Below are 20,365 nucleotides of genomic sequence, written 5' to 3'. Positions count from 1 at the left end.
GGGCTAAGTAAAAACCGAGCAACAAAGAGTTAATCGTCCCTAGAAAGAACCCAAAGGGCAGCGTATGTTTGGTATTTATACTACGTTATCGCCTATTTATGGGGAATACCACACTACATAGGCTCTGCCTTGCCTAAAAACCAAACACACTGCTGCAAATTCACTCACCAAAGATCAACACGCCCGAATACATTCAATATAAAGTTAATTTTAGTATAGAAGACATTTATAATAACGCGATAAATAACAAGTAGTTTGAAGCTAAATTATTAATCAAAAATTCAAACTAAGCTTAAAATTGTAACCTTTCATACAAACCAGATGCTCTTGATACGCTTTTATTCATTGCAAGTTGCAGTACTTTTTTGTCAGCCACCAGCTCAAAGGTGTTTTTAGCGCGGGTTATTCCCGTATACACTAATTGCCTGTTAATACCCATGCGCGCTTGTTTTAGCGGTGGCAGTACCATGGCTGTGTAGCTAAACTCTGAACCTTGTGATTTATGAATAGTCATTACATAGACTTTATCGTGCGCAGGGAGTCGTGCAGGTGAAAATGCTCGTTGATTACCTTGCTCATCAATAAATATGGCTTTGAGTTGATTACTTTCATCAGGCATTAAAATACCAATATCACCGTTAAATAACTTAAGTTGATAATCGTTTTGGCTCACCATAATAGGCATACCCGTGTAGTGGTGAGTATTAGGACTTACGGTAATTAAACCTTGCTGTTGCAACACGCGCTCTATTCGCTGATTTAAGCTATGCACGCCGTAATCGCCCTCTCGTACCGCAGCTAAAAGCTGATAACTAGCAAAAGCAGCATGTATCTGTGCAACATCTGCACCTTGGGCAATTAAGTTAAGGTATTTTGCATAATGACTTGCTGCACTTTTAACTAGCTTTTCAATCGGTTTTGCTACAAAGTCGTAATCTAAAATTACATCGTTAAAACGCCCTTCAGTACTTTCTTGCTCAACGTAATTTAAAATACCGGTGTTATTGGTGTTTACCGCAAGTGCGAGTTGACCAATGCCGCTTTGTGCATCAAATCGATAACTGTGCTGTAAAAAGGCAACGCAATCTGCGAGTTTAAATTCACTCACGCTTTGCGCTACGAGCTTAGGCTCATTATTAAAACATAAGCTATTTAGCTCATCACAACGTGCTTGCGAGTAGCGTGGCGTTTGTCCAAGTATTAAACCTTGGCATAAATCGCTCATTACGCTGCCGGTATCTACCGAGGCAAGCTGATCTTTATCACCTAGGAGTATTAATCGCGCGTGCGCAGGAAGTGCTTCTATTAATTTAGCCATCAGCGATAAATCGACCATACTGGCTTCATCAATAATTAGTACATCTAAATGCAACGGATTGCTTTTGTTATGTCTGAATTTATTAGTAAACGGTTTTACGCCTAATAAGCGATGAATAGTTTGGGCGCTTTGCGGTATCAGCGTTTTTATATCATCAGGAATCGTTGTGAGCATATTTTTAGCGCCCAAAATAGACTCACTTAAACGTGCAGCGGCTTTACCAGTCGGTGCCACCAGCTTAATGCTAAGCGGCGCGGTTTTATAAAGTGACTGTAAAATAGCCAGTAACTTAGTCACTGTGGTGGTTTTACCTGTCCCAGGACCACCCGTGATCACGCTAAAGCCTTTGGTGGCGGCAATCGCACATGCCACTTTTTGCCAATCAGTTTCAATTGCAGAATCTGCAGGAAAATAGGTATTTAAAAGTTCAGCCAATACTTCATTGTTAATATTGAGCTTTCGCTCGCTCATACTTAGTAATCTATCCGCGAGTGTTTGCTCATAACCGGCAAGGCGCGCAAAATAAAGTCGCTCGTTAAACAGTTGCAGTGGTTTATTTTCGCCTACGCTTTCATGGCTTTGTAAATAACTAAGCGCTGTGTGTACGTTAAAGTCATCACCAAACGGGCTTAGCGTACTGGGTACATTGCCATCGAGTTTATTAAAGTCACTATTGCGCAAGTTAAAAGGATTATTCCAATCAACCTCATTTAAAGTTAGGCAGCTATGCTGGCTTTGCTGCGATAAGCACAGTAATAAAATAATATAAAACAGTTCATTATGAGTTTGCTCAATATTATTAGCACACAGTAATTCTGCGAGCTTTACATCAACTACACGTAGTCGTTTTTGCGCTAATAAATACTCAAGTAACGGCACTTCGGTAATAGCATTGTTTAACACAACGTCCTCTAATGAAGTATCTGGCGCTGTATTTTTTGAAGCAAGAGGCTCTGCTGCTTTATCATTAAGTGTCTCGTCTATATCGTCAAACAAGCCAGGTTGCTCATTTAAATCGCTCATAGCATGGCTCCTTGGCTAAATAAGCCATCTAAAATAGTTACTTGCTCTACAGTAAGCTTTTTAAAGTACACGCCTTGCCCTGCAGGCATCCCACGTAAAAAGGTGTAATACACACCACCTAAATGGGTTTCTATTGAGTAATCAGCTATGCGTTGTTTTAATAACCGATGCAGCGCTACGGTGTAAATTAAATACTGTAAATGATACTGATGACTGCTCATCGCTTGCTCAAGCATGTCGCTCTCGTAATCAGCTGGCGTACTGCCTAAGTAATTAGACTTATAATCTAAAATATAATATTTTCCTTGGTAGCAAAATATTAAATCGACAAAGCCTTTTAATAAGCCTTTTACCTGCGAAAACTCAAGCTTACTTTGTGCAAAACCAAAATGTTTAATTAGCATTTCGTTTAGCTTAGGTGCACTTAAGCTCTCAAGGGGTAAATTAAACTCCATTTCGACTAGGCAATCATTGGGTGTAAGCACACCCAATGAAAGAAGGCTGTTATCTAGGGGACACGCAAGAACATCAAGCACCCATTTTTCAGCCACTTCTCGCCATTGCTCACCTATGTGGTACTTTTCAAGGCTGCGCTTAACTACCTCAGATAAGTTTTGCTCAGTATTAGTTGGGTGAACTATTGGGCTAGTAAAATCTATTTGTTCAAATATTTCGTGTAAACAACTACCAGGCTTTGCCCCTTTAGGAAAACTATAAGGTGATGGTAGTTCGTCCTCTTGCACTGCAAACTCGTCTTTTTCGTGATCTTCATCACTTCGCCCTGGGGCTAATTGGTCGCTGTGCTTTTTAAAGCTCAACGCACTAAAGCTGGTTGCTCGCCAGTTACGCTCAATATTTGCCGTTACTTTATTAACACTTAACGTTTGCTGCGCACTTTCATTATTATTAAAGCAAAGCGTGCCCTGCGCTAATAACGTTTGTGAGGTAAATTGCTGATAGCTCATTGCGCTATTAGCGTCGCAAAATTCACTTAAATGCGTGCGCCATGTTTGGCTACTGGTAAGCTCTAGCCCTGAAAATAACACATGACCCAGAGCACTACTTTGCATAGCCAAGCGGCTACTTTGCCCTTGCCCAATGTTATAAACCCCCAGCGCACAAAAATGCACCGCCCGCGTAAGTGCTACGTACAATAGGCGTAAATCTTCAGCTAGGCGTTCTTGTTCTGCTTTTTGAAGGGCATCTTCGTCTTTACTTAAATCGTAAACTAGCTTGCCATTATTATGATAAAGCGCTTCTTTTGTTTCGCGATAGCCACTGGCAAACGGCATAAATACCAAAGGGTATTCAAGCCCCTTGGAGGCATGCATAGTAACAATTTTAACCAAGTTGGCGTCACTTTCTAGGCGCACTTGTACTGTTTCACCGTCTTGTTGGCTTACCTTTTGTGCAAACCATCGCAGTAAACGTAGCGTACCTTCAAGCTCTATTTGTTTTTGCTGAAGTATTTCGCCCAAGTGCCTAAAGTCTGTCAGCCAACGCTCAACGTTATATCCTAACCCTTGCCATTTAGCGCTTAGCTGGTTATAGCTCATTAAGCGCTCAAGCATTGCCATAGCGCCTTGCTTGTTCCAAATGTGGCTAAGTTGTGCAAAAAAGTTTAAGTAGTCTTGCCATTTATTTTCATCATCAGCGAGTGCATGTATTTCGTTATAACTTAAACAAAATAGCGGACCAGCTAAAACACCGCGCAGCAATGACTCATCATATTGTCCATGCAGCGCTGTTAAAAAGTTAAGTAGGTGATGGCTAAGCTCTTGGCTAAAAACGCTTTCTCGCGATAAATACACGCTGGCTATTTTGGCATCACCTAGCGCTTTTTTCATTATTTGCGCTTCAACACGGTCGCGCACTAATATACAAATATCGGCAGCGCTGACAGGGGTACTGCCAATACACGCATCCCCTTGTTTTGCTTTTTCAAGCAGGGTCACTATTTTATTAGCAAAGTGAGTGGCTAAATGTGCTTGCCCTACACCTTTGTTGGTTGGTTTGTTTTTTTCATCGGCGGCTTCATCCACAAATACATTAAATTCGAATGCGGTCGCGGGTTTGCCATCAATTAAAAAAGAGTCTTCCGCTTTTTTACCTTTAGCAGCTACTGCGTTAAAGGGTATAGCGTCGTTATAAATAAAGCTGTTAGCATGTTTGCCAAATAAACTATTAACGCTATTGACTATGTCGGTGCTTGAGCGAAAGTTAGTACCCAGCGTAAATTGCTGATCAGTCTGTACAGCTTCTTTTGCGCCAATATACGTAAAAATATCCGCGCCCCTAAAGCCATAAATAGCCTGCTTGGGGTCGCCTATCATGGCAAGCGTGGTATTTTGTTGCCCATAAATTTTACTAAAAATACCGTACTGAATCGGATCGGTATCTTGGAATTCATCAATCATGGCAACCGGAAACAACTGCGCAATTTTTTGCGCTAGTACGTCGCCTTGCTCGTTATTAACCGCACTGTGTAAATTGGTAAGTAAGTCATCTGGGGTGATCACGCTTTGCTCTTGCTTACGCTTAACTATTGCACCTTTTACCCAGCGTGCTGCATGTTGTATAACTGCTATTTTGAGCCCTTGGTTTATGGTGTAATTTAGGGCGGCAAGCTCGTCAAACTGACTCAGTAATGGATGCACAAATAATGGCTGATTTTTTTATAATTAGCTACATCGCTTAAGTTTTCTGTACTCCATACTTCAAACGAATACTTGCTAGTGCCAAATTCAAAAAACAAATCGCCGCCTAAACAAAATGCCTCAAGCGCACCAAGGCTGCCCTTTCGTGCTGGCGTTTTAGACCCGCTTAAACCCGAGCCTTTAATAGCACCTATAAACTCTTGCTCTAACACCCCTTTTTTAAATGCAGGCACACGGGTTATGTACTCGTCACGGGCTTTCCATACATCATCTAAATTTATTTGTGGTGTAATGTGCGCATTAGCCTTGTTTAAAATGCTCGCCACTTGAGCGAATAAAGCCTCTGGTGCGGCAAATACATCTAAAATAGCATCGGTGCGTTCTTTATTAAGTGGGTATACAAACGCGCGCCAAAAATCTTTAATGGTTTCGAGCAGTATGTCGCGCTCATCTAAAATAAATTCGAGATTAAACGCCACACCCGACTCAAACGCATGTTGTTTTAGCATCCGCTGACAAAAGCCATGAATAGTAAAAATAGCGGCTTCGTCCATTGATTTAGCAGCTGCATCGAGTAAATCAAACGCGCGGTGCTTATCATCAATTTTGGCAATTACGCCTTCAATGAGTTCGTCGTTTGGGTCTTGCCCAAGCAATGCGTCGCGCGCAGCAATAATTCGGCTACGTACGCGGTCTTTAATTTCTTGGGTGGCAGCGTCGGTAAAGGTTACTACCAAAATTTGCTCAACACTGAGCGGCGTATTTAACTCACCCTCTATTTGCATACCTAGTAAGTAACGTAAATACAGCCCCGTAATTGTATAAGTTTTACCAGTACCCGCACTGGCTTCTATTAAGCTTTGACCAATGAGCGGCATAGTAAGAGGATTAAGTGCTTGCATGGTCACTCTCCTTTGCGTGTTCAAATAACGGCGTGAGCAATTTATCACTCCATTTTATAAATTCTTCTTGGCAGTCGTTTAGCGATTGCACCGTTAAGCGAATATACGGATTTTCGCCCTCACCTCGCCCTATGTATTGCGGGCTAAATTTGCTCATTGCTTTTGTTATATCGCCGCCGCTTTTAACGTATTCATAACCACTTACCGGAAAGAACGGCACAGGCTCTGCGCGCAGCGCTTTGTATAACTCAAACCAATCAAGTAACAATGCATCGGCATCAGCTTTATTAATTGGCGCAAAGGTAATTTGCTTATCAAGCCCAAGTAACAATGTTTCTACTTGTTGATCCATACTTTGCGCTGCGAGGTGATAAATAAAGCCTTTAATTAAATCTTTCGCTTTAATACTCGCACTGCGGTAAAACACTTGTTTTTGCAAATAAACATGATTGAGCCAGCCCTCTATTTTGGTGCCTTCAATGGTAAGCAAAACTTCTATTGGCTCATTTTTCCCGCTTTTTATGTGCTCTTTTACTTGCCCTGCAAGCGCATCAACTCGGTGCTCCATACTCTCTAATATGAGGTTGCCTACATTGGCTTGAGGTAACTCACCTCGCTGCAGTATTTGTTCGGTACTCAGCGGCTGCTCATTAATATTGGCTTCAAGTATTTCATCAAGATAAAAATAACGGCGCAGCGCATCTAGGCTAAAGGGTTCTTCATCTTTTGCTACTTCGTTAAATTGTGGCAGGCGTAAACCTAATGTTTGTTGATAAAAGCTCTCTTGTGCGCTGCACACACTTCTAATAAACACATCGAGATCTAGCTGATCTGGCACAGTCACATCAAGCGCAATAACTGGCTCTGGTTTAATTGATTCACTTGGCAGCCAAATTGGATTGTAACTGTGGTTGCTCAGCACCGTATTGGCTTGCTCATCGGCTAAATAATAATGGCTATTAAAGGGCTGTAAATGCTGCTGATTGATTAGACATGCGGGCAGCGTTTTTTCACTCTTTTCGTTTAATACAAAGCTGCGCCCTATGTATTCTAACAGCTCGCTTACAAGGGTTGATGGCATGCGCGGTTGGTTATCAAAACACGAGCGACCAATGTAACTCATGTATAAGTTGTCGCGGGCACTCAGTAGCGCTTCTAAAAATAAGTAGCGGTCATCTAATTTACGTGATCGGTCACCTTTTTGTTTTTTAGAATAAGGCACTAAGTCAAAACCAATGGGTTGTACGTTACGCGGGTAGTCAGCATCGTTTAAGCCCAGCATACACACCACTTTAAATGGCACTGCGCGCATTGGCATAAGCGTACAAAAGTTTACTTGCCCGACCAAAAACCGCTGCCCTACTCCTTTTTCTTGAATGCCTTGTTTAACTAAGTAACTAACAATACGCTGCGAAACCGCCTTGCTGTAATCGCCGTTGTCGTGGTGTTTTTGTAACTCTTCGAGCACGTTTTGAAGTACTAATAAATCCCAGCTGTCGTCGCTTTCACTTTCGTATATGGCGTTTAATAGCTCGCTTAAAATATGCGCTTTATTAGTGAGCGTGTCATCAGGCGTTAGCTGCTCTTTAAAGCTTTGCAGTACATCAATAAAGTGCACGAGCTTATTGAGTGTATCAAGCGCCATACCTTCTACTTCGTCAGCGCTGTAAATGCCGTTAAACGGGCATTGTTCGTCGCGCATGGCAATGCCAAGCAATAAACGGTTGAGCCCATGTTGCCAGGTATTTAAATCGATAGCGGGTAAATCAAAGCTGCTTTTATGCGCTGCGTTTATACCCCATTTAACCCCAACACGTTCAAGCCAGTATTGAATTTGCTCGTATTCGTGTGCTTCAAGCCCAAATTTTTCGGCTATTTGCGTAACTTGTAATAAATCGAGAATATCCGACACACCAAAGCGCGAAAACGGTAAGTTAGCTAAACTCGCAAATGAGCTAAGGACGGGCTTTTCTTGCTCTATGGCTAAATCGGCCAATGCATAAGGAATAAAGCGGCTGCCTTGTGCCCCGCCAAATACGGCTTCAATGTAGGGGCTGTAAGTGCCTACATCGGGCATCATGACAATTATGTCTTTGGGAGTAAGCGTTGGGTTTTGATTAAATAAGTTAAGTAAGTAGTCGTGCAAGCGCTCAACTTCTCTAAGCGGTGTATGGCAATCGCTGAGCGTAATACTGGTGTCGGTTGCGCTGATTGGTAATTTACCTTCGTCGTTAATAAACCACTCTTTGTTATCAGTCAGTGATTCGCCTTTAAATGCAAGCTGATAAATCTCGCTTTGTACTTGCCCTAGTAAGGTGTCGTCAAACACATCAATAAAACCATCAATCCAACGGGCATCTAACTGTACAAGTTGTTCAAAATAGTCGCGACCTAATTTACCCCACGACGATAACAACGGATTACCTATAAAGTAGTATTCTTCATCTGGATTGGTTTGTTTTTTTGTTGCGCTTCCACCAGCGGCATTTTGGCGTATTTAGCGCTTATTTTAGCTGCTGTTTTTTCATCTATAATATCGCCCCAGTAGTGCTCACTTGGGTTAAAAAAGAATAATATAACCTCAGTTTTTTTACTCAGCGCTTCAAATACGTCTAGCTGGGAGCTGGCAATCGCCGATATACCAAATAAGCTAATGCGTTGTGGCAGTAAACTATTATCCATAGTCTCAAGTGCTGCAAGTAACTGCCCTTGCATGTTAGCGCGATGAAATTGGCTTTGCCCAAGTTCTTGGCTTAGCTTTACAATGCGTCGCCATAAATCAGGTTGCCATGGGGCAATGGCTACATCTACGTCATCAAGCTCATCTTTGCCGCTATCCCATGTGGCTATCCAGTGCGGTCGGTACATTAAATATTGGTCGTACACATCGGCTATTTTTTCGCACAGCGCGAAGGTTTTTTGCCCGTCTATATCGCCTTCTAAATAGGTTTTTAGCGGCAAATATAATGGCTCGTCAATACAGTTTGGTAAAATTGCAAACAGTTTCCAAGCAAGGTTGGGCTTATTAAATGCCGACTCTTTAGGGACATTTGGCAGCAATTGCTGATACAACTGCCAAATAAAGCTCGACGGCAGCGGAAAATCAACCTGCGCTGCAACCCCTAAGTTTTCGCTCAAACCTATTTTTAACCACTGCGACATACCCGGCGATTGGACTAGCACCACTTCTTTGTCGAACGGGCTTTGCAATGGGTTTACTTTTAACAGCTGGTGGAACTGCGCTTGCAGGGCTTCCATCCGGTTTGATTGAATAATATTTAGCATATAACACTGACCTTGCTTGAGATAAAACCAGTGTAAGATATTTTCAATATTAGGGGTAGCGCAAACGGGTAATTGGCTTTAATAAATCAGAGAGTTAAGAACTAATTTACAGATTTTTATACGCACAGCATCTATTTTATATACTGTGCGTAGTAGTGAGTTTATTTATAAGGGCTAATACTTGATAAACTAAAGTCACTTTGCATTATTACTTCGCCATCAACGCCTTTTAATTTAAGTGAAATAGTGGGATCTGTTTGCTGCCAGTTGATGCTTAAATCACCATAATTTACGTTATGAGTAAAATCCCCTACTCGGTGTTTGTTAGGGCTTACGTCTTTCCATTTTTCAGTTAAGCCAGAGCTGGTCATCTCAATTAATGGGTAATCAAGATTTTGCTGATACTTTGATATTTCACCCCAGTGTGTATCGCCGCTGATGATCACTACCCCATTTACCTTATGCTTTTTAATCAATGCAAATAAACGGTTTCTATCTTCAGGAAAGTTTGCCCATGACTCCCAACCTGTAAAATCGGGTAAAAGCTGTAAGCTTGAGGCAATCAATTTTATTGCAGCAGGCTTTTTAAGCTCTTGTTCAAGCCATTGCCACTGGGCTTCACCTAACATGGATGCACCCTTCACTTCACTGGGACTATACGGTCCTTGGTTATTAAGTTTGCGCTTAGTGTAGTATTCAAGCTCACCTACATGGTTTAGCGCATCACGGTTCCAACGTAAATCAGGCATTATTACTTGTATGGTTTGCTCATTTTCACCATACATGTACGAGGTATAAATTCCATCAGGACGAGTGCGACGCGCTGAGTTTACAGGTTCATCCCAAAAATTAAGCATAATTTGGCGTGATTGCTCTTTATGCGGATACTCTTTACCTGCATCGTTTTGGCCATAATCGTGGTCATCCCACATGGCAATGATAGGCGTTTGCGCTTTTAACGTTTTAAAACCAGGCTTTGCCTCTAAACGTTGGTACTTATCGGCAAGTACATCCATATCGTTGGTATCGCCGTAAATATTGTCACCCAAAAATATAAACAAATCCCCCTGCTCTTTGTTAATTGCATTAAATATGGGTATGTTTTTATCTTGATGCCCACACGAACCAAATAGGATTTTAGATGGCGCGGCATTAACACTCGCGCTAATAACCAAACTCAACACCAAGGCAGATAGGGTTAATGGTTTTAATAGATTCTTCATTTTAAAATCTCGCTAATAGCAGGCGCCATATTTGAATTTATTTCATTTGGGTTCTGCCCAAGCGCCTTTAAAACGGTCGCCGCTATTTGCGCTTGTTTAAGCTCATTTTTAGTTTTAATTAAGCCACTACCTTTTATTGCGGGGCCAATGGCTGCAAGCCAAATATGTTCAGAGCCGACAATTCCTTCTGGGTAGTTATTTTCACCTAACTCTAGCTCAGCAAGCGCACGTTTAGAGCTGTGATGTTGCCAATCGTTGGCATTATTGCCACGGCCGTGATCAGTAGTAATGATTAGTGTGGTGTTATTTTTATAACCTGCTGTAGTTTGAATGGTTGCCCATAAGTCTTTTATAAACGCGTCACTTTGCCTTGCCGATTTAAGGTATTGATCGTAATGACCATCATGCGCAAAGTCATCGGTTTCGCCTAAGCTTATCACTAACAACTTAGGCTTTTTAGCCAACATATACGCTTTAGCAAAGCGATATGTAAAACTGTCTAGTCGTACGTTATACCAAGGACTGGGGATTTCGTTTTGTAGCGCATTTAACAGTGGCGCATCAGTGAATAAATTCTCTTCAATTGACATAAAACCTGCATTTACATACACGTTACTGCGCTTAGTATTTACAATGTATGGGAATACATCCCAACTACCAAATAAGGCTGTGCTACCTTTAAACTCAGGTAACTTATCTAAACGCTCTAAAATAGTTTTATTTGGGTTGAGCACTTTGTTATTACTATTTATATTTTCGTCAACTTCACCGGTGAGTATTTCGTTATAACCAGGGTATGAAAAATACCACGGGTTACTTACCGACATAGTAGAGCCGTTAGCTCTATCGCCAATTATAATCCCTTTTTTAGCCACTACTTGCGTTAAAAAAGGCATTAGTAATTGCTGGCGCTCATTTGCTGTTTTTGCCCAAAACTGGGTCTTTAATTGCTCTGGCTTTTTAACAAAATCAGTATTATTAATTAAGCTATTATCAGCCCCATTAAATACTTCTTGCCAGCGAACTCCATCAAGCGTTACCAGCACTACATTTTGCGCTGCTGTTGCAAAGTTACTCGCTAATACACTTAAGCTAAATAGTGTTACTTTTAAAATCGTTTTCATCGCGTTTTGCGCCCTTTGATATAATAAAGCCCATCAATGATGGGCTTTATTTTAATTCAATTACTAAAACTTAATTAAAAGTCAGCGGTAAATGTAACTGCTGCGGTGCGTGGCGCGCCAATGTAATAAGTAGCGCCGTTACCAGTACCACCTGCTAAGTAGCTTTTGTCAGTAACGTTATAAACAACAAACGATACGTCAATGGCTTTAAACGGACCTGCATCTACGTCAGTTGAATAACCTGCATTAAAATCAAGTACGGTGTAGCCGTCTACTTTATTACGCGTGCGAGTGTCTTCGTCTTGCCATGCACCTAAGCGCTCACCGGTGTATTTAGCCGATAAACCAACACGAAAGCCATCGCTAAAGTAATCGGTAGATACCACAAATAAATCTTCTGATGAATCTATTATGCTGTCGCCTTTTCTAAAGCTCGGTGCTACCTCATTACCACTTTCATCTCTTAATATTACACCCTGTGAATCGTATGCATTTGGATCATCCGACGAATACTCAGAACTGCTATTAGTATACGACGAGTACACGCTCCAGCTTGGTGTTAACATATAGCTTGCTGCAAGCTCAAGCCCATTTGAGTCAATACCCCCTACATTTACGTACGAGCCATTTGTACCAATGGTGTAATCAATCCCATCTGTGCCACTACCAGGGGCAATAAAGGTAATGCGGTTATCAAACTTAACACTGTAAGCCGTTGCTGTAAGGGTTAATCTGTCGGCTTGGTAACGTACACCAAAGTCGATGTTGTCGGCAGTTTCTGGCTCTATGTTTGTAAGTGTTGAGCTATCTCGCTCAAGTACACCGTCTTTAATTGCTGAAAAATTCTCGCTGTAACTGGCAAATAATTCTGTGCTGTTATTTAGCTGATACAATACACCACCACTAAATAACACGTCTGAATCGCTATCTACTTTATCTGATCTTTCGTTAGCAAAGTGGTCGTATTTTTGTAATTCAACTAAATATTGTTTTGCACCAATATTTAATGTTAAGTCACCAAAATTAATCGAGTCTTGTAGGTACCATTTGAATGTATCGGTATCAAAAGTGTTTTTGTATTGTGTCCAGTAAGGCGTGCTATCAAAGTGATGATAAATACGCGCATCAATTACTTTGTGCCAATCACGCGATTCATCACGTTCGCTTTGCTCATACCAAAAGCCCGCTTCGATATCGTGATCACCAAATGTAGCTTGGTAATTTGCCGTTACACCTAAACGATCTTTGTTGTAATGCGTATGGCGGTAAGACATAACAGGCGTTGCTGTTGCATCGTAACACGCAGGATTTAAACCAGGACCCGACTCCCATGGCCAGCTCAAACTTTGCGTACAATCGGCATTGGGTGCAAGCGGGTTGCCTTCACTATCAGCAAAACCATAAGAGCCTGCATTAGTGCCACCCTCGGTTGTTGGGTCGCCATTTTCATCAACAGGCGTTGTTAAATAAGGTGGGATCCAATCGCCGCGACCTGAATTTTTATGATAATAAGGACTAACGGTTAATAATGAAGTTGGCGAAATCGCGTATTCAAATTTTAAATAGCCTAAGGTATTTTCACGAAGCGTTCCCCAACCTTCTGCAAACATTTGGTCAAAATGCGGAACTCCTGTCCAATTCCATGTTAGCTGATCCCAATCGGGTGTTTGTTCAAACTGCTCAAGGCTTACGCTGTTATAGTTTGTCTCGCTTACATCATCGTAAGATAAACGACCAGTAAGTGTTAAATCGTCAAAATTAGATACAAACTTAAGCTCAGCGTGTTGGTTGTCTTTGCCCCCATTACTGCCTGAACCAATCCAGCGGCTTGTATCTGTTTGCGAGTAACTTACGTACGCTTGTGTGTTATTAAAAACAGTGCCTGTTTCGTGTTTAATATAATAACGCGTGGCATCGTGGCTGCCTGATGTATAAGCAAAGGTAGTGCCTTTTTCAAGGCTTGGGTCTTTACTTACAAAGTTAAATGTCCCGCCTAGTGCTTCAAGTGAAGCCGACTTAATATCAGACGTACCTTGACCTACTTCTACCGTTGCTAAATTTTCGCTCTCCAAGTAACGGTTAGCTTTAGCACCACCGCCGTAATTAGAGCCACCATTGGGAATGCCATCAACGGTCATTCCTAATTGTTGTTGGTTCCCATCAATACTAAAACCACGCATAGTGATTGTAGTAGACCAATCGTCGCCACCAAATGCATCACCTTCGTTTATGCTAATACCTGGTAAGTTATCAATAACCGATAATATGCTCGATACCGAACTTTGCTGCTCAAGCATTGCAGGCTCAATAACATTGTTAGCGTAGCTCGTTGGTTTAGCTACAACGGTTACTTCTTCTATGGTGCTGTCGTTAGCATAAGTAGATGTTGATACAGCCATGGCAATAGCCATGCTCAATAGCGATTTGTTTTTTAAGGCGTACATTGTTGTCCCGTTTAGTTTTAATTATGAAATATGAAAACGAGCACAGTATGAATTTTAAATATGACAACGAGGATGAACTTTATTTACATAAAGGTTAAACAAATATGGAAGATTTATGGCGGGAATATGTACAAAAAAAGACACCCAAAGGTTTAACTTTGGGTGTCTTAATAACTAAATATAATAATTAGCTGTTACTTTAATTCAGCTAGCATTTCATCGCTGTAATTTACTAATTCTTCACCGTTTGCAATTTTGCTAATGTAATCTGGATTTGCGATAAGTGGGCGACCAATCGCGATTAAATCAAACTTAGCATCGTTAATAGCCTCTTTTGCTGACTCAAAAGTATAGCTGCCTACGCCTACTAATGTACCTTTGTAGCCTGCACGTAAAAATTCAGACGTCGTTTTACCTTCAAGCGACTCAAACGCTGTACTGTCGTCAAAAATACCGCCGTGTAAATATGCTAAATCTCTCTTCTCAAGCTCTGGTAATAAGTAATCAAATACCGCTTTATCACGGTTATCTTCGCTCATATTAAAATAAGCACCCGGTGTAACACGTAAAGCAGTACGCTCATTACCTACAGCGGCGATAACTGCATCGGTTACTTCTAGTGCAAAACGCGACATATTTTCGGGCGTTTGACCGTATTCGTCGCTGCGTGTATTTGCAGCGTAATGTAAAAATTGGTCAATTAAATAGCCGTTAGCACCGTGAATTTCTACCCCGTCAAAACCCGCTTCAATCGCATTTTCTGCCGCCTTTGCGTAATCAGCTACTAGGCCCTTAATGTCATCTATAGTCGCTGCTTTTGGTGTGATGTATGTAAGCTCACGCATACGAGGCACAGAGCCTTCAACGCCAATTGCCGATGGTGCCAGTACATCGCCATCAAAAAAGTGAGGATGTGCAACACGGCCAACATGCCAAAGCTGTGCAAACATTTTGCCGCCATTAGCGTGCACTGCGTCTGTTACTTTTTTCCAACCTTGAATTTGCTCACTGGTAAATAAACCCGGTGTATTTGGGTAACCTTGCGCATCTGGACGAATAATAGTTGCTTCGCTAATAATTAAACCGGTTTCGGCACGGCGAGCATAATATTCAACCATATCTTGTGTTGGCACTAAGTTATCGTCAGCCATACAACGCGTTAATGGCGCCATAATTACGCGGTTTTTAAGCTCAATCGTGTTATTTAGTTTAAACGGAGCAAGTAGATCGGTTGTCATTTTTTAATCCTTCATTAAGTATATGCTTACTACAATGTGGCCTTTTTACAAACATTCAAGCTTATTTTGAATGATCGCTCAAATTAGTGAGGACTTATACTGGTCAATATACAAATTAGATCTGCATTGCTGAAATTAAATAACAACTTTTCAACACTCTGTCATATAACTCGATATACTTGTGTGCATATAATTTAGATATAGTAATTAAGAGTGAGCTAATTATGACAACGCCAAATTTAAGTGAAGAACAAGCAGTAATTTTAGGGCTTGGGGCAAAAAAACGCCTAGCCTATATGTTCGAAACCGTACAACAATTTAAACAAGTATGGATTTTAAACGATGATGATGGCTGCGTTATGCTTGCCAACGAAGATGACGACTGTGTGCCAGTTTGGCCAACTCGCGAATTTGCAGAGGCATGGGCAACTGGCGAATGGGTTGGTTGTAGCGCTAAAGCAATTCCACTTGCTGATTGGTTTAGTCGCTGGACACCAGGCCTTGAAGAGGATGATTTACTTATTGCAGCCTTTCCTACTGAGGAAGACGACGGCACGATATTGTTTTCAGATGAGTTTGAAAAACAATTAAAAGCACCAAAGCAAAAATATTAAGGTTCAAAGCCTAAATACTCAGAGTTCTAAAATTTATAAACGCGGCACTTAATTTAGTAGCTGCGTTTTTATTGGCAATATCTAAAATTCAAATAAGCCTGCGTAATTGCATCTGGATTTTCTACTTGCGGATAATGCCCAAGCTCTACAAACTCTTGTATGCGCGCATTGGGGATCAGCTTTTTATAATGTTCAATCATGTGCTTACCAGAGATGGGATCTTCTGCGCCTGCTATAAACGTAAGTGGTATATTGCTATTTATGATGGCACCAACCCAACGCTCTCTGTTTTGCTGCCTCTGCTTTATATAACTAATGAGTTTAGGCATAACGGCTAAACCATTTTTATGAATTAGCAACTCCCAAAGTGTGTCTACCACTTGTTTTGAAGGGGTGTACTTTTACTAAAAATAGTCACTAAATTATTGGCAAATTTTTGTTTATTCATTAATTTTGGCACTAGCCAACCAAACTTAGATAATAATAATTTTTGTATAAATAAGGGTTTGTGCACTTCTGGAAACAGTCCACCATTTAAAAAGCAAACACTATTGATCGTTATGGCACTTTGGTTATGTACTTGCCTTGCTAATAACTCTTGAGCCACAGTATCGCCATAGTCATGAGCTAAAATATGTATATCATTAATATTTAACGTTTTTAAAAATTGAGTATATAAGTCGGCTTGTTCAGTAATTTTATAGCCTGCATTTTTAGGTTTATCTGACAAACCAAAACCTAGCATATCGAGTGTAATTACAAAATAATGTTCACTAAGCGCTTGCCACATACCTTCCCAGTCCCAACTAGCACTTGGAAAGCCATGTATTGCAGGTTTTGTTACATCGCCGGCTACTTTTGTAAATATTTGATGACCATTAATTTGGGTAAATGAACCCTGAGACTGCCACTGCTGTAGGGAAACCATGTATTAGCTTAATTTTTATTATTTATTTGTGTAGTTCTATCATAAGAGTGATATGAAGAGGTAATAAAATTGATATTTAGGAAAAATTTTAATCCGAAAAAATCAACAGCTCCTAAATAAATTTAAAAAGCGGCTAACTAAACAGTCAGTCGCTTTTTTTAACTATAAAAAGTTTATTAGCACAAAACCTTATACTCTTTTCGTATTTATAATAAATTTTTAAATAAGTAGATTAACGACCCAAGCTGATTTATTTTCTTTTTTAATTAGAACACATCTAAAAGTATGAACAAACCACGATTACAGCGCCTTAAATAACACATACTAAAACTTCAAATAATACTTTATAACTATATTCAACTACGTAGTCACAAATCAACTGCCCGAATATTAAACGATTGACATATTTATTAATGAAGTGTTAACGTCATAAAACACAAATGCCACCGGTGGCAATAGACATCTAAGTATCATTTTTGTTACACACAACGCTCTTATATAAAGGAAAAATCATGAAAAGCATGAGACTCAGCACAATAGCAGCTGCATTATTATTAGCCCTTCCCTCTTATGGGCAAAGCTCTTCAACCGCTGATGAGCTTAACAATAAAGAAAAGCCGATCTCTAGTGCATTATCGAAACAAGAAGGTAAACCTCAAACACCAGAAGATGATATTGAAATTATTAGTGTTACCGGTATTTACCAAGCTGATTTAAAAGCACGTGCACTTGAGCGAGACAGTAATGCATTTAGTTCAGTTATTGCAACTGATGACATGGGCAACTTTGTTGATCAAAATGTCGCAGAGTCATTAAGAAGAATGCCAGGTGTAACACTGGAAAGAAGTGAAGGAGAAGGGAAATACGTAGCTGTTCGTGGTTTAGGACCTAAGTTTGTAGCAATAAATATGAACGGTGCTGAGTTATCTGGCGCAGGAGATGACCGAAAAGTAGGTTTGGACGGTATAACGAGTGATTCTCTTGGTTCCATTGAAGTTTTTAAAACACTGACTCCTGACATGAACCTAAATTCAATTGGTGGTGCTGTAAATGTTAAATCGATCTCTGCGTATGATCGAGGTGAGAATACCCTAAAAATAAAAATTCAAGACGCTTACAATGAGCTGCGCGAAAAACACTCTCCTAAATTTAGTATTGATGGGACTCAATTGTTTCTTGATGACACCATTGGTATTGGGTTTGCCTTATCTTACGAAGATCGTAAAACACAAGTGGATGAAAATAGGCATCACAGTACCCGTGATTTAAATTTTTTAAAAGGTGGAATAGGCCTAACTGCGGAAGACATTGAAAGCGCACCTGAAATTTTAGCTCCTGCACAATTAGAAAACCGCCGTGAAATAGCAAATAGGGAAAGAACTACCGCAACGGTTAATATCGAATTTAAACCAACAGACTCTGGTTTCTACTATTTACGTGCCAATTACTCAAACTATACAGATGAAGATATAGCACTACGTGAATTCTATAATTTTTATAATGGCGACCAAGATGACGAAGTTATTTATGTAAATTCAGAAACTAAAGAATTTGCACTGTCTGACATTGATGTAATGAACCAATATTTTGTTCAAGAAGGCGAAAAAACCACTATTAATATGAGTATTGGGGGTGAAAATTACGTAGGTGATGACTGGAAAATAAATTATGAGTATGCATATTCAAAAACAGATGATGAGTCTGTAGGTGACCGTCGTGTGCAATTTCGTGAAAGAGAAAATATTGTCTACGGCAAAGCGTCTAAAAACAGTATTGTGGCACGTGTACTTACTCCCGCAGAAGCCGCTGAGTTAGGCGGGTTTGCATTAAGTAACGAAGGCGATGTATTCAACGGTGAAGCTGATGGAGATTTAAGCGATCTTTCCAACATGGAATACGATAACTTGTTTATGGAAGACAGCACTCGTACTGACGAAATTAGTAGCTTAAAATTAGATTTAACCAAACAGTTTGACTCGGAGTATATAAATTATATCAAGTTTGGTGGTACCTATAATGAACGCGAGCACTATAACAACAAAGATCGCTGGAGTTATAGCATTGATGATAGTGACTGCAATGGGGATGAAACTTGTATTACTGTTGCGAACTCTAATATAACTAACTATGACTACGCAATACCTAATAATAGTGATTTCTCTTATCCGTTTGTATCTCGCTCGCAAATGGAATACATGGTTGATGCAACATCAATTACGCGCGAAAGTGCCACCGGTGGCGAAACGTCAATTGATAGTACTAAAGAAGATTATACATTAAACGAAGATACTTATGCCGCCTACGTAATGACTGAGCTACGTCTAGCGGATAACTTAAAAGTAATCACTGGGGTACGCTATGCGCACACTGAATTCTCATCCACTGGTTTTATGTCACTTGAGAATGATGATTGGAAGTTCGATGGTATAAACACACTCGATCTAGCTGTCCCCCTTCCCGAAAGTAGTATCACTTACAGTGAATATTTTCCGAGTATGCATATACGGTATGAGCCATCTGATACGGTATTAGTACGTTCATCACTTTGGACTAGTTATACCCGACCTTCGTTTAAACAAGCACGTGGTTATGCGAAATTTGATAATGACATTAGCTTGTGTGATCCAGCCACCGATGACTGTTTTAACTCGCAGGATGGCCAAAGCGCACTTGATTTACAAAACTATGTTTTAGGCCCTGATAACGCATTACAAGTAGGTAATCCAAACTTAGTTGCAATGAGCTCAACTAACTTCGATGCATCAATTGGTTGGTATCCTTCAAAAGAACTCTTTATGGAACTTGCTGTTTTTTATAAGGATATTGATAATTTTATCGTTGATGTTTCAGGTATTCAAATGCGCTTGGATGAATTGCCTTTAACATTGCCCGTTAATCAAGTTTCTGAGTTTGCAATTTTACAAGACTTACAACTAAATCAAGTAGATATCACACTCAATGGTGACACTGCCAATGTATATGGTATGGAATTGAGCTTTAATCAATTTTTTGAAAATGGTTTGTTTTGGCAAAGTAATATGACGGTAGTAAGCAGTGAAGCAACGCTAGACGATTCTATACGTGTAGATAAAATGCCACTACCTGGACAAGCAGATATTACTGCTAACATCTCTTTCGGTTGGGAAGATGACGATTTGTCACTTCGTTTAATCAGTAATTACCGTTCAAAAATCCTTGAAGAAGTTGGTGCTTGCCCTGCTTCTGCAAATATATCTGATCCCCACGAATGTAAAAAATGGGCGGATATATATCAAGACGCAATTACTACCGTAGATTTTAAACTCAAGTATGACTTTAGCAAAAACCTAAGCGCTTACTTTGATGCAATTAACATAACCGATCAATCTGATCTTCGCTATTTCGCAGGTAATGAGCTATCTGGTGGTGCTGTCCTGTATCAGCGTGAGAACTATGGACGAACCTTTCAACTTGGTATGAATTATAAATTCTACTAAATAATCTGAACTCTAAATAATAAATCTCTTAACCAGAGTACAGATTAAATACACAAAACTAAAAATTAGCACACTCTACGTGTGCATCACACACTGCCAACACAGACGCTAAAAAGTTCATCCTTGGAGGGAT

At 40.3% G+C, this 20,365-nt stretch carries 7 protein-coding genes and 3 pseudogenes; 2 read left to right on the top strand and 8 right to left on the bottom strand.

The window, feature by feature from the left end:
• Positions 1 to 292 precede the first annotated feature (292 nt).
• From recD to P4S71_RS15840, 7 genes and pseudogenes are all read right to left on the bottom strand, one after another.
• Complete coding sequence (gene recD, locus P4S71_RS15870) at positions 293 to 2,341, bottom strand: exodeoxyribonuclease V subunit alpha (protein WP_337150983.1); 2,049 nt, start codon at positions 2,339 to 2,341, stop codon at positions 293 to 295.
• A pseudogene (gene recB, locus P4S71_RS15865) lies at positions 2,338 to 5,900 on the bottom strand (exodeoxyribonuclease V subunit beta). The gene recD and the pseudogene recB overlap by 4 nt, the downstream one beginning before the upstream one ends.
• Positions 5,887 to 9,185 (bottom strand): annotated as a pseudogene (gene recC, locus P4S71_RS15860) (exodeoxyribonuclease V subunit gamma). The pseudogenes recB and recC overlap by 14 nt, the downstream one beginning before the upstream one ends.
• A 161-nt stretch (positions 9,186 to 9,346) precedes the next feature.
• The gene (locus P4S71_RS15855) at positions 9,347 to 10,408 is read right to left on the bottom strand and encodes an alkaline phosphatase D family protein (RefSeq protein ID WP_337120535.1); all 1,062 of its coding nucleotides are present in this window, start codon (positions 10,406 to 10,408) and stop codon (positions 9,347 to 9,349) included.
• Positions 10,405 to 11,532: an alkaline phosphatase family protein gene (locus P4S71_RS15850; protein WP_337150982.1), complete on the bottom strand. Its 1,128-nt coding sequence runs from the start codon at positions 11,530 to 11,532 to the stop codon at positions 10,405 to 10,407. Before P4S71_RS15850 ends, P4S71_RS15855 begins: the two co-directional genes overlap by 4 nt.
• Positions 11,533 to 11,606: 74 nt before the next feature.
• Positions 11,607 to 13,976 carry a TonB-dependent receptor domain-containing protein gene (locus P4S71_RS15845; RefSeq protein ID WP_008139144.1) on the bottom strand — a complete coding sequence of 790 codons (2,370 nt, stop codon included), beginning with the start codon at positions 13,974 to 13,976 and terminating at the stop codon, positions 11,607 to 11,609.
• A 194-nt stretch (positions 13,977 to 14,170) separates the two neighbouring features.
• Positions 14,171 to 15,214: an alkene reductase gene (locus P4S71_RS15840; protein ID WP_337150981.1), complete on the bottom strand. Its 1,044-nt coding sequence runs from the start codon at positions 15,212 to 15,214 to the stop codon at positions 14,171 to 14,173.
• A gap of 224 nt (positions 15,215 to 15,438) precedes the next feature.
• Between P4S71_RS15840 and P4S71_RS15835 the strand changes: the two genes are divergently transcribed.
• On the top strand, positions 15,439 to 15,828 hold the full coding sequence (locus P4S71_RS15835) for a DUF2750 domain-containing protein (RefSeq protein WP_337150980.1): 390 nt from the start codon (positions 15,439 to 15,441) through the stop codon (positions 15,826 to 15,828).
• Positions 15,829 to 15,896: 68 nt separating this feature from the next.
• Here the strand turns inward: P4S71_RS15835 and P4S71_RS15830 are convergent.
• Positions 15,897 to 16,756: pseudogene (locus tag P4S71_RS15830) on the bottom strand (alpha/beta fold hydrolase).
• Between the two features lie 512 nt (positions 16,757 to 17,268).
• On the opposite strand from P4S71_RS15830, the gene P4S71_RS15825 reads away from it, so the two are divergent.
• Entirely contained in the window at positions 17,269 to 20,232 is a 2,964-nt protein-coding gene (locus tag P4S71_RS15825) for a TonB-dependent receptor (RefSeq protein ID WP_096793358.1), read from the top strand.
• Positions 20,233 to 20,365 lie beyond the last annotated feature (133 nt).

Origin of the sequence: Pseudoalteromonas sp. B62 (genome assembly GCF_037162565.1) — a bacterium.
Taxonomy (GTDB): domain Bacteria; phylum Pseudomonadota; class Gammaproteobacteria; order Enterobacterales; family Alteromonadaceae; genus Pseudoalteromonas; species Pseudoalteromonas fuliginea.
This window is presented reverse-complemented; position numbering and strand designations above follow the sequence as displayed.

What these genes read in the sequence shown, in the direction of transcription:
- P4S71_RS15850 (WP_337150982.1), bottom strand. Translation starts at nt 11,532, where the DNA reads ATGAAAACGATTTTAAAAGTAACACTATTTAGCTTAAGTGTATTAGCG.
- recD (WP_337150983.1), bottom strand. Translation starts at nt 2,341, where the DNA reads ATGAGCGATTTAAATGAGCAACCTGGCTTGTTTGACGATATAGACGAG.
- P4S71_RS15825 (WP_096793358.1), top strand. Translation starts at nt 17,269, where the DNA reads ATGAAAAGCATGAGACTCAGCACAATAGCAGCTGCATTATTATTAGCC.
- P4S71_RS15845 (WP_008139144.1), bottom strand. Translation starts at nt 13,976, where the DNA reads ATGTACGCCTTAAAAAACAAATCGCTATTGAGCATGGCTATTGCCATG.
- P4S71_RS15855 (WP_337120535.1), bottom strand. Translation starts at nt 10,408, where the DNA reads ATGAAGAATCTATTAAAACCATTAACCCTATCTGCCTTGGTGTTGAGT.
- P4S71_RS15835 (WP_337150980.1), top strand. Translation starts at nt 15,439, where the DNA reads ATGACAACGCCAAATTTAAGTGAAGAACAAGCAGTAATTTTAGGGCTT.
- P4S71_RS15840 (WP_337150981.1), bottom strand. Translation starts at nt 15,214, where the DNA reads ATGACAACCGATCTACTTGCTCCGTTTAAACTAAATAACACGATTGAG.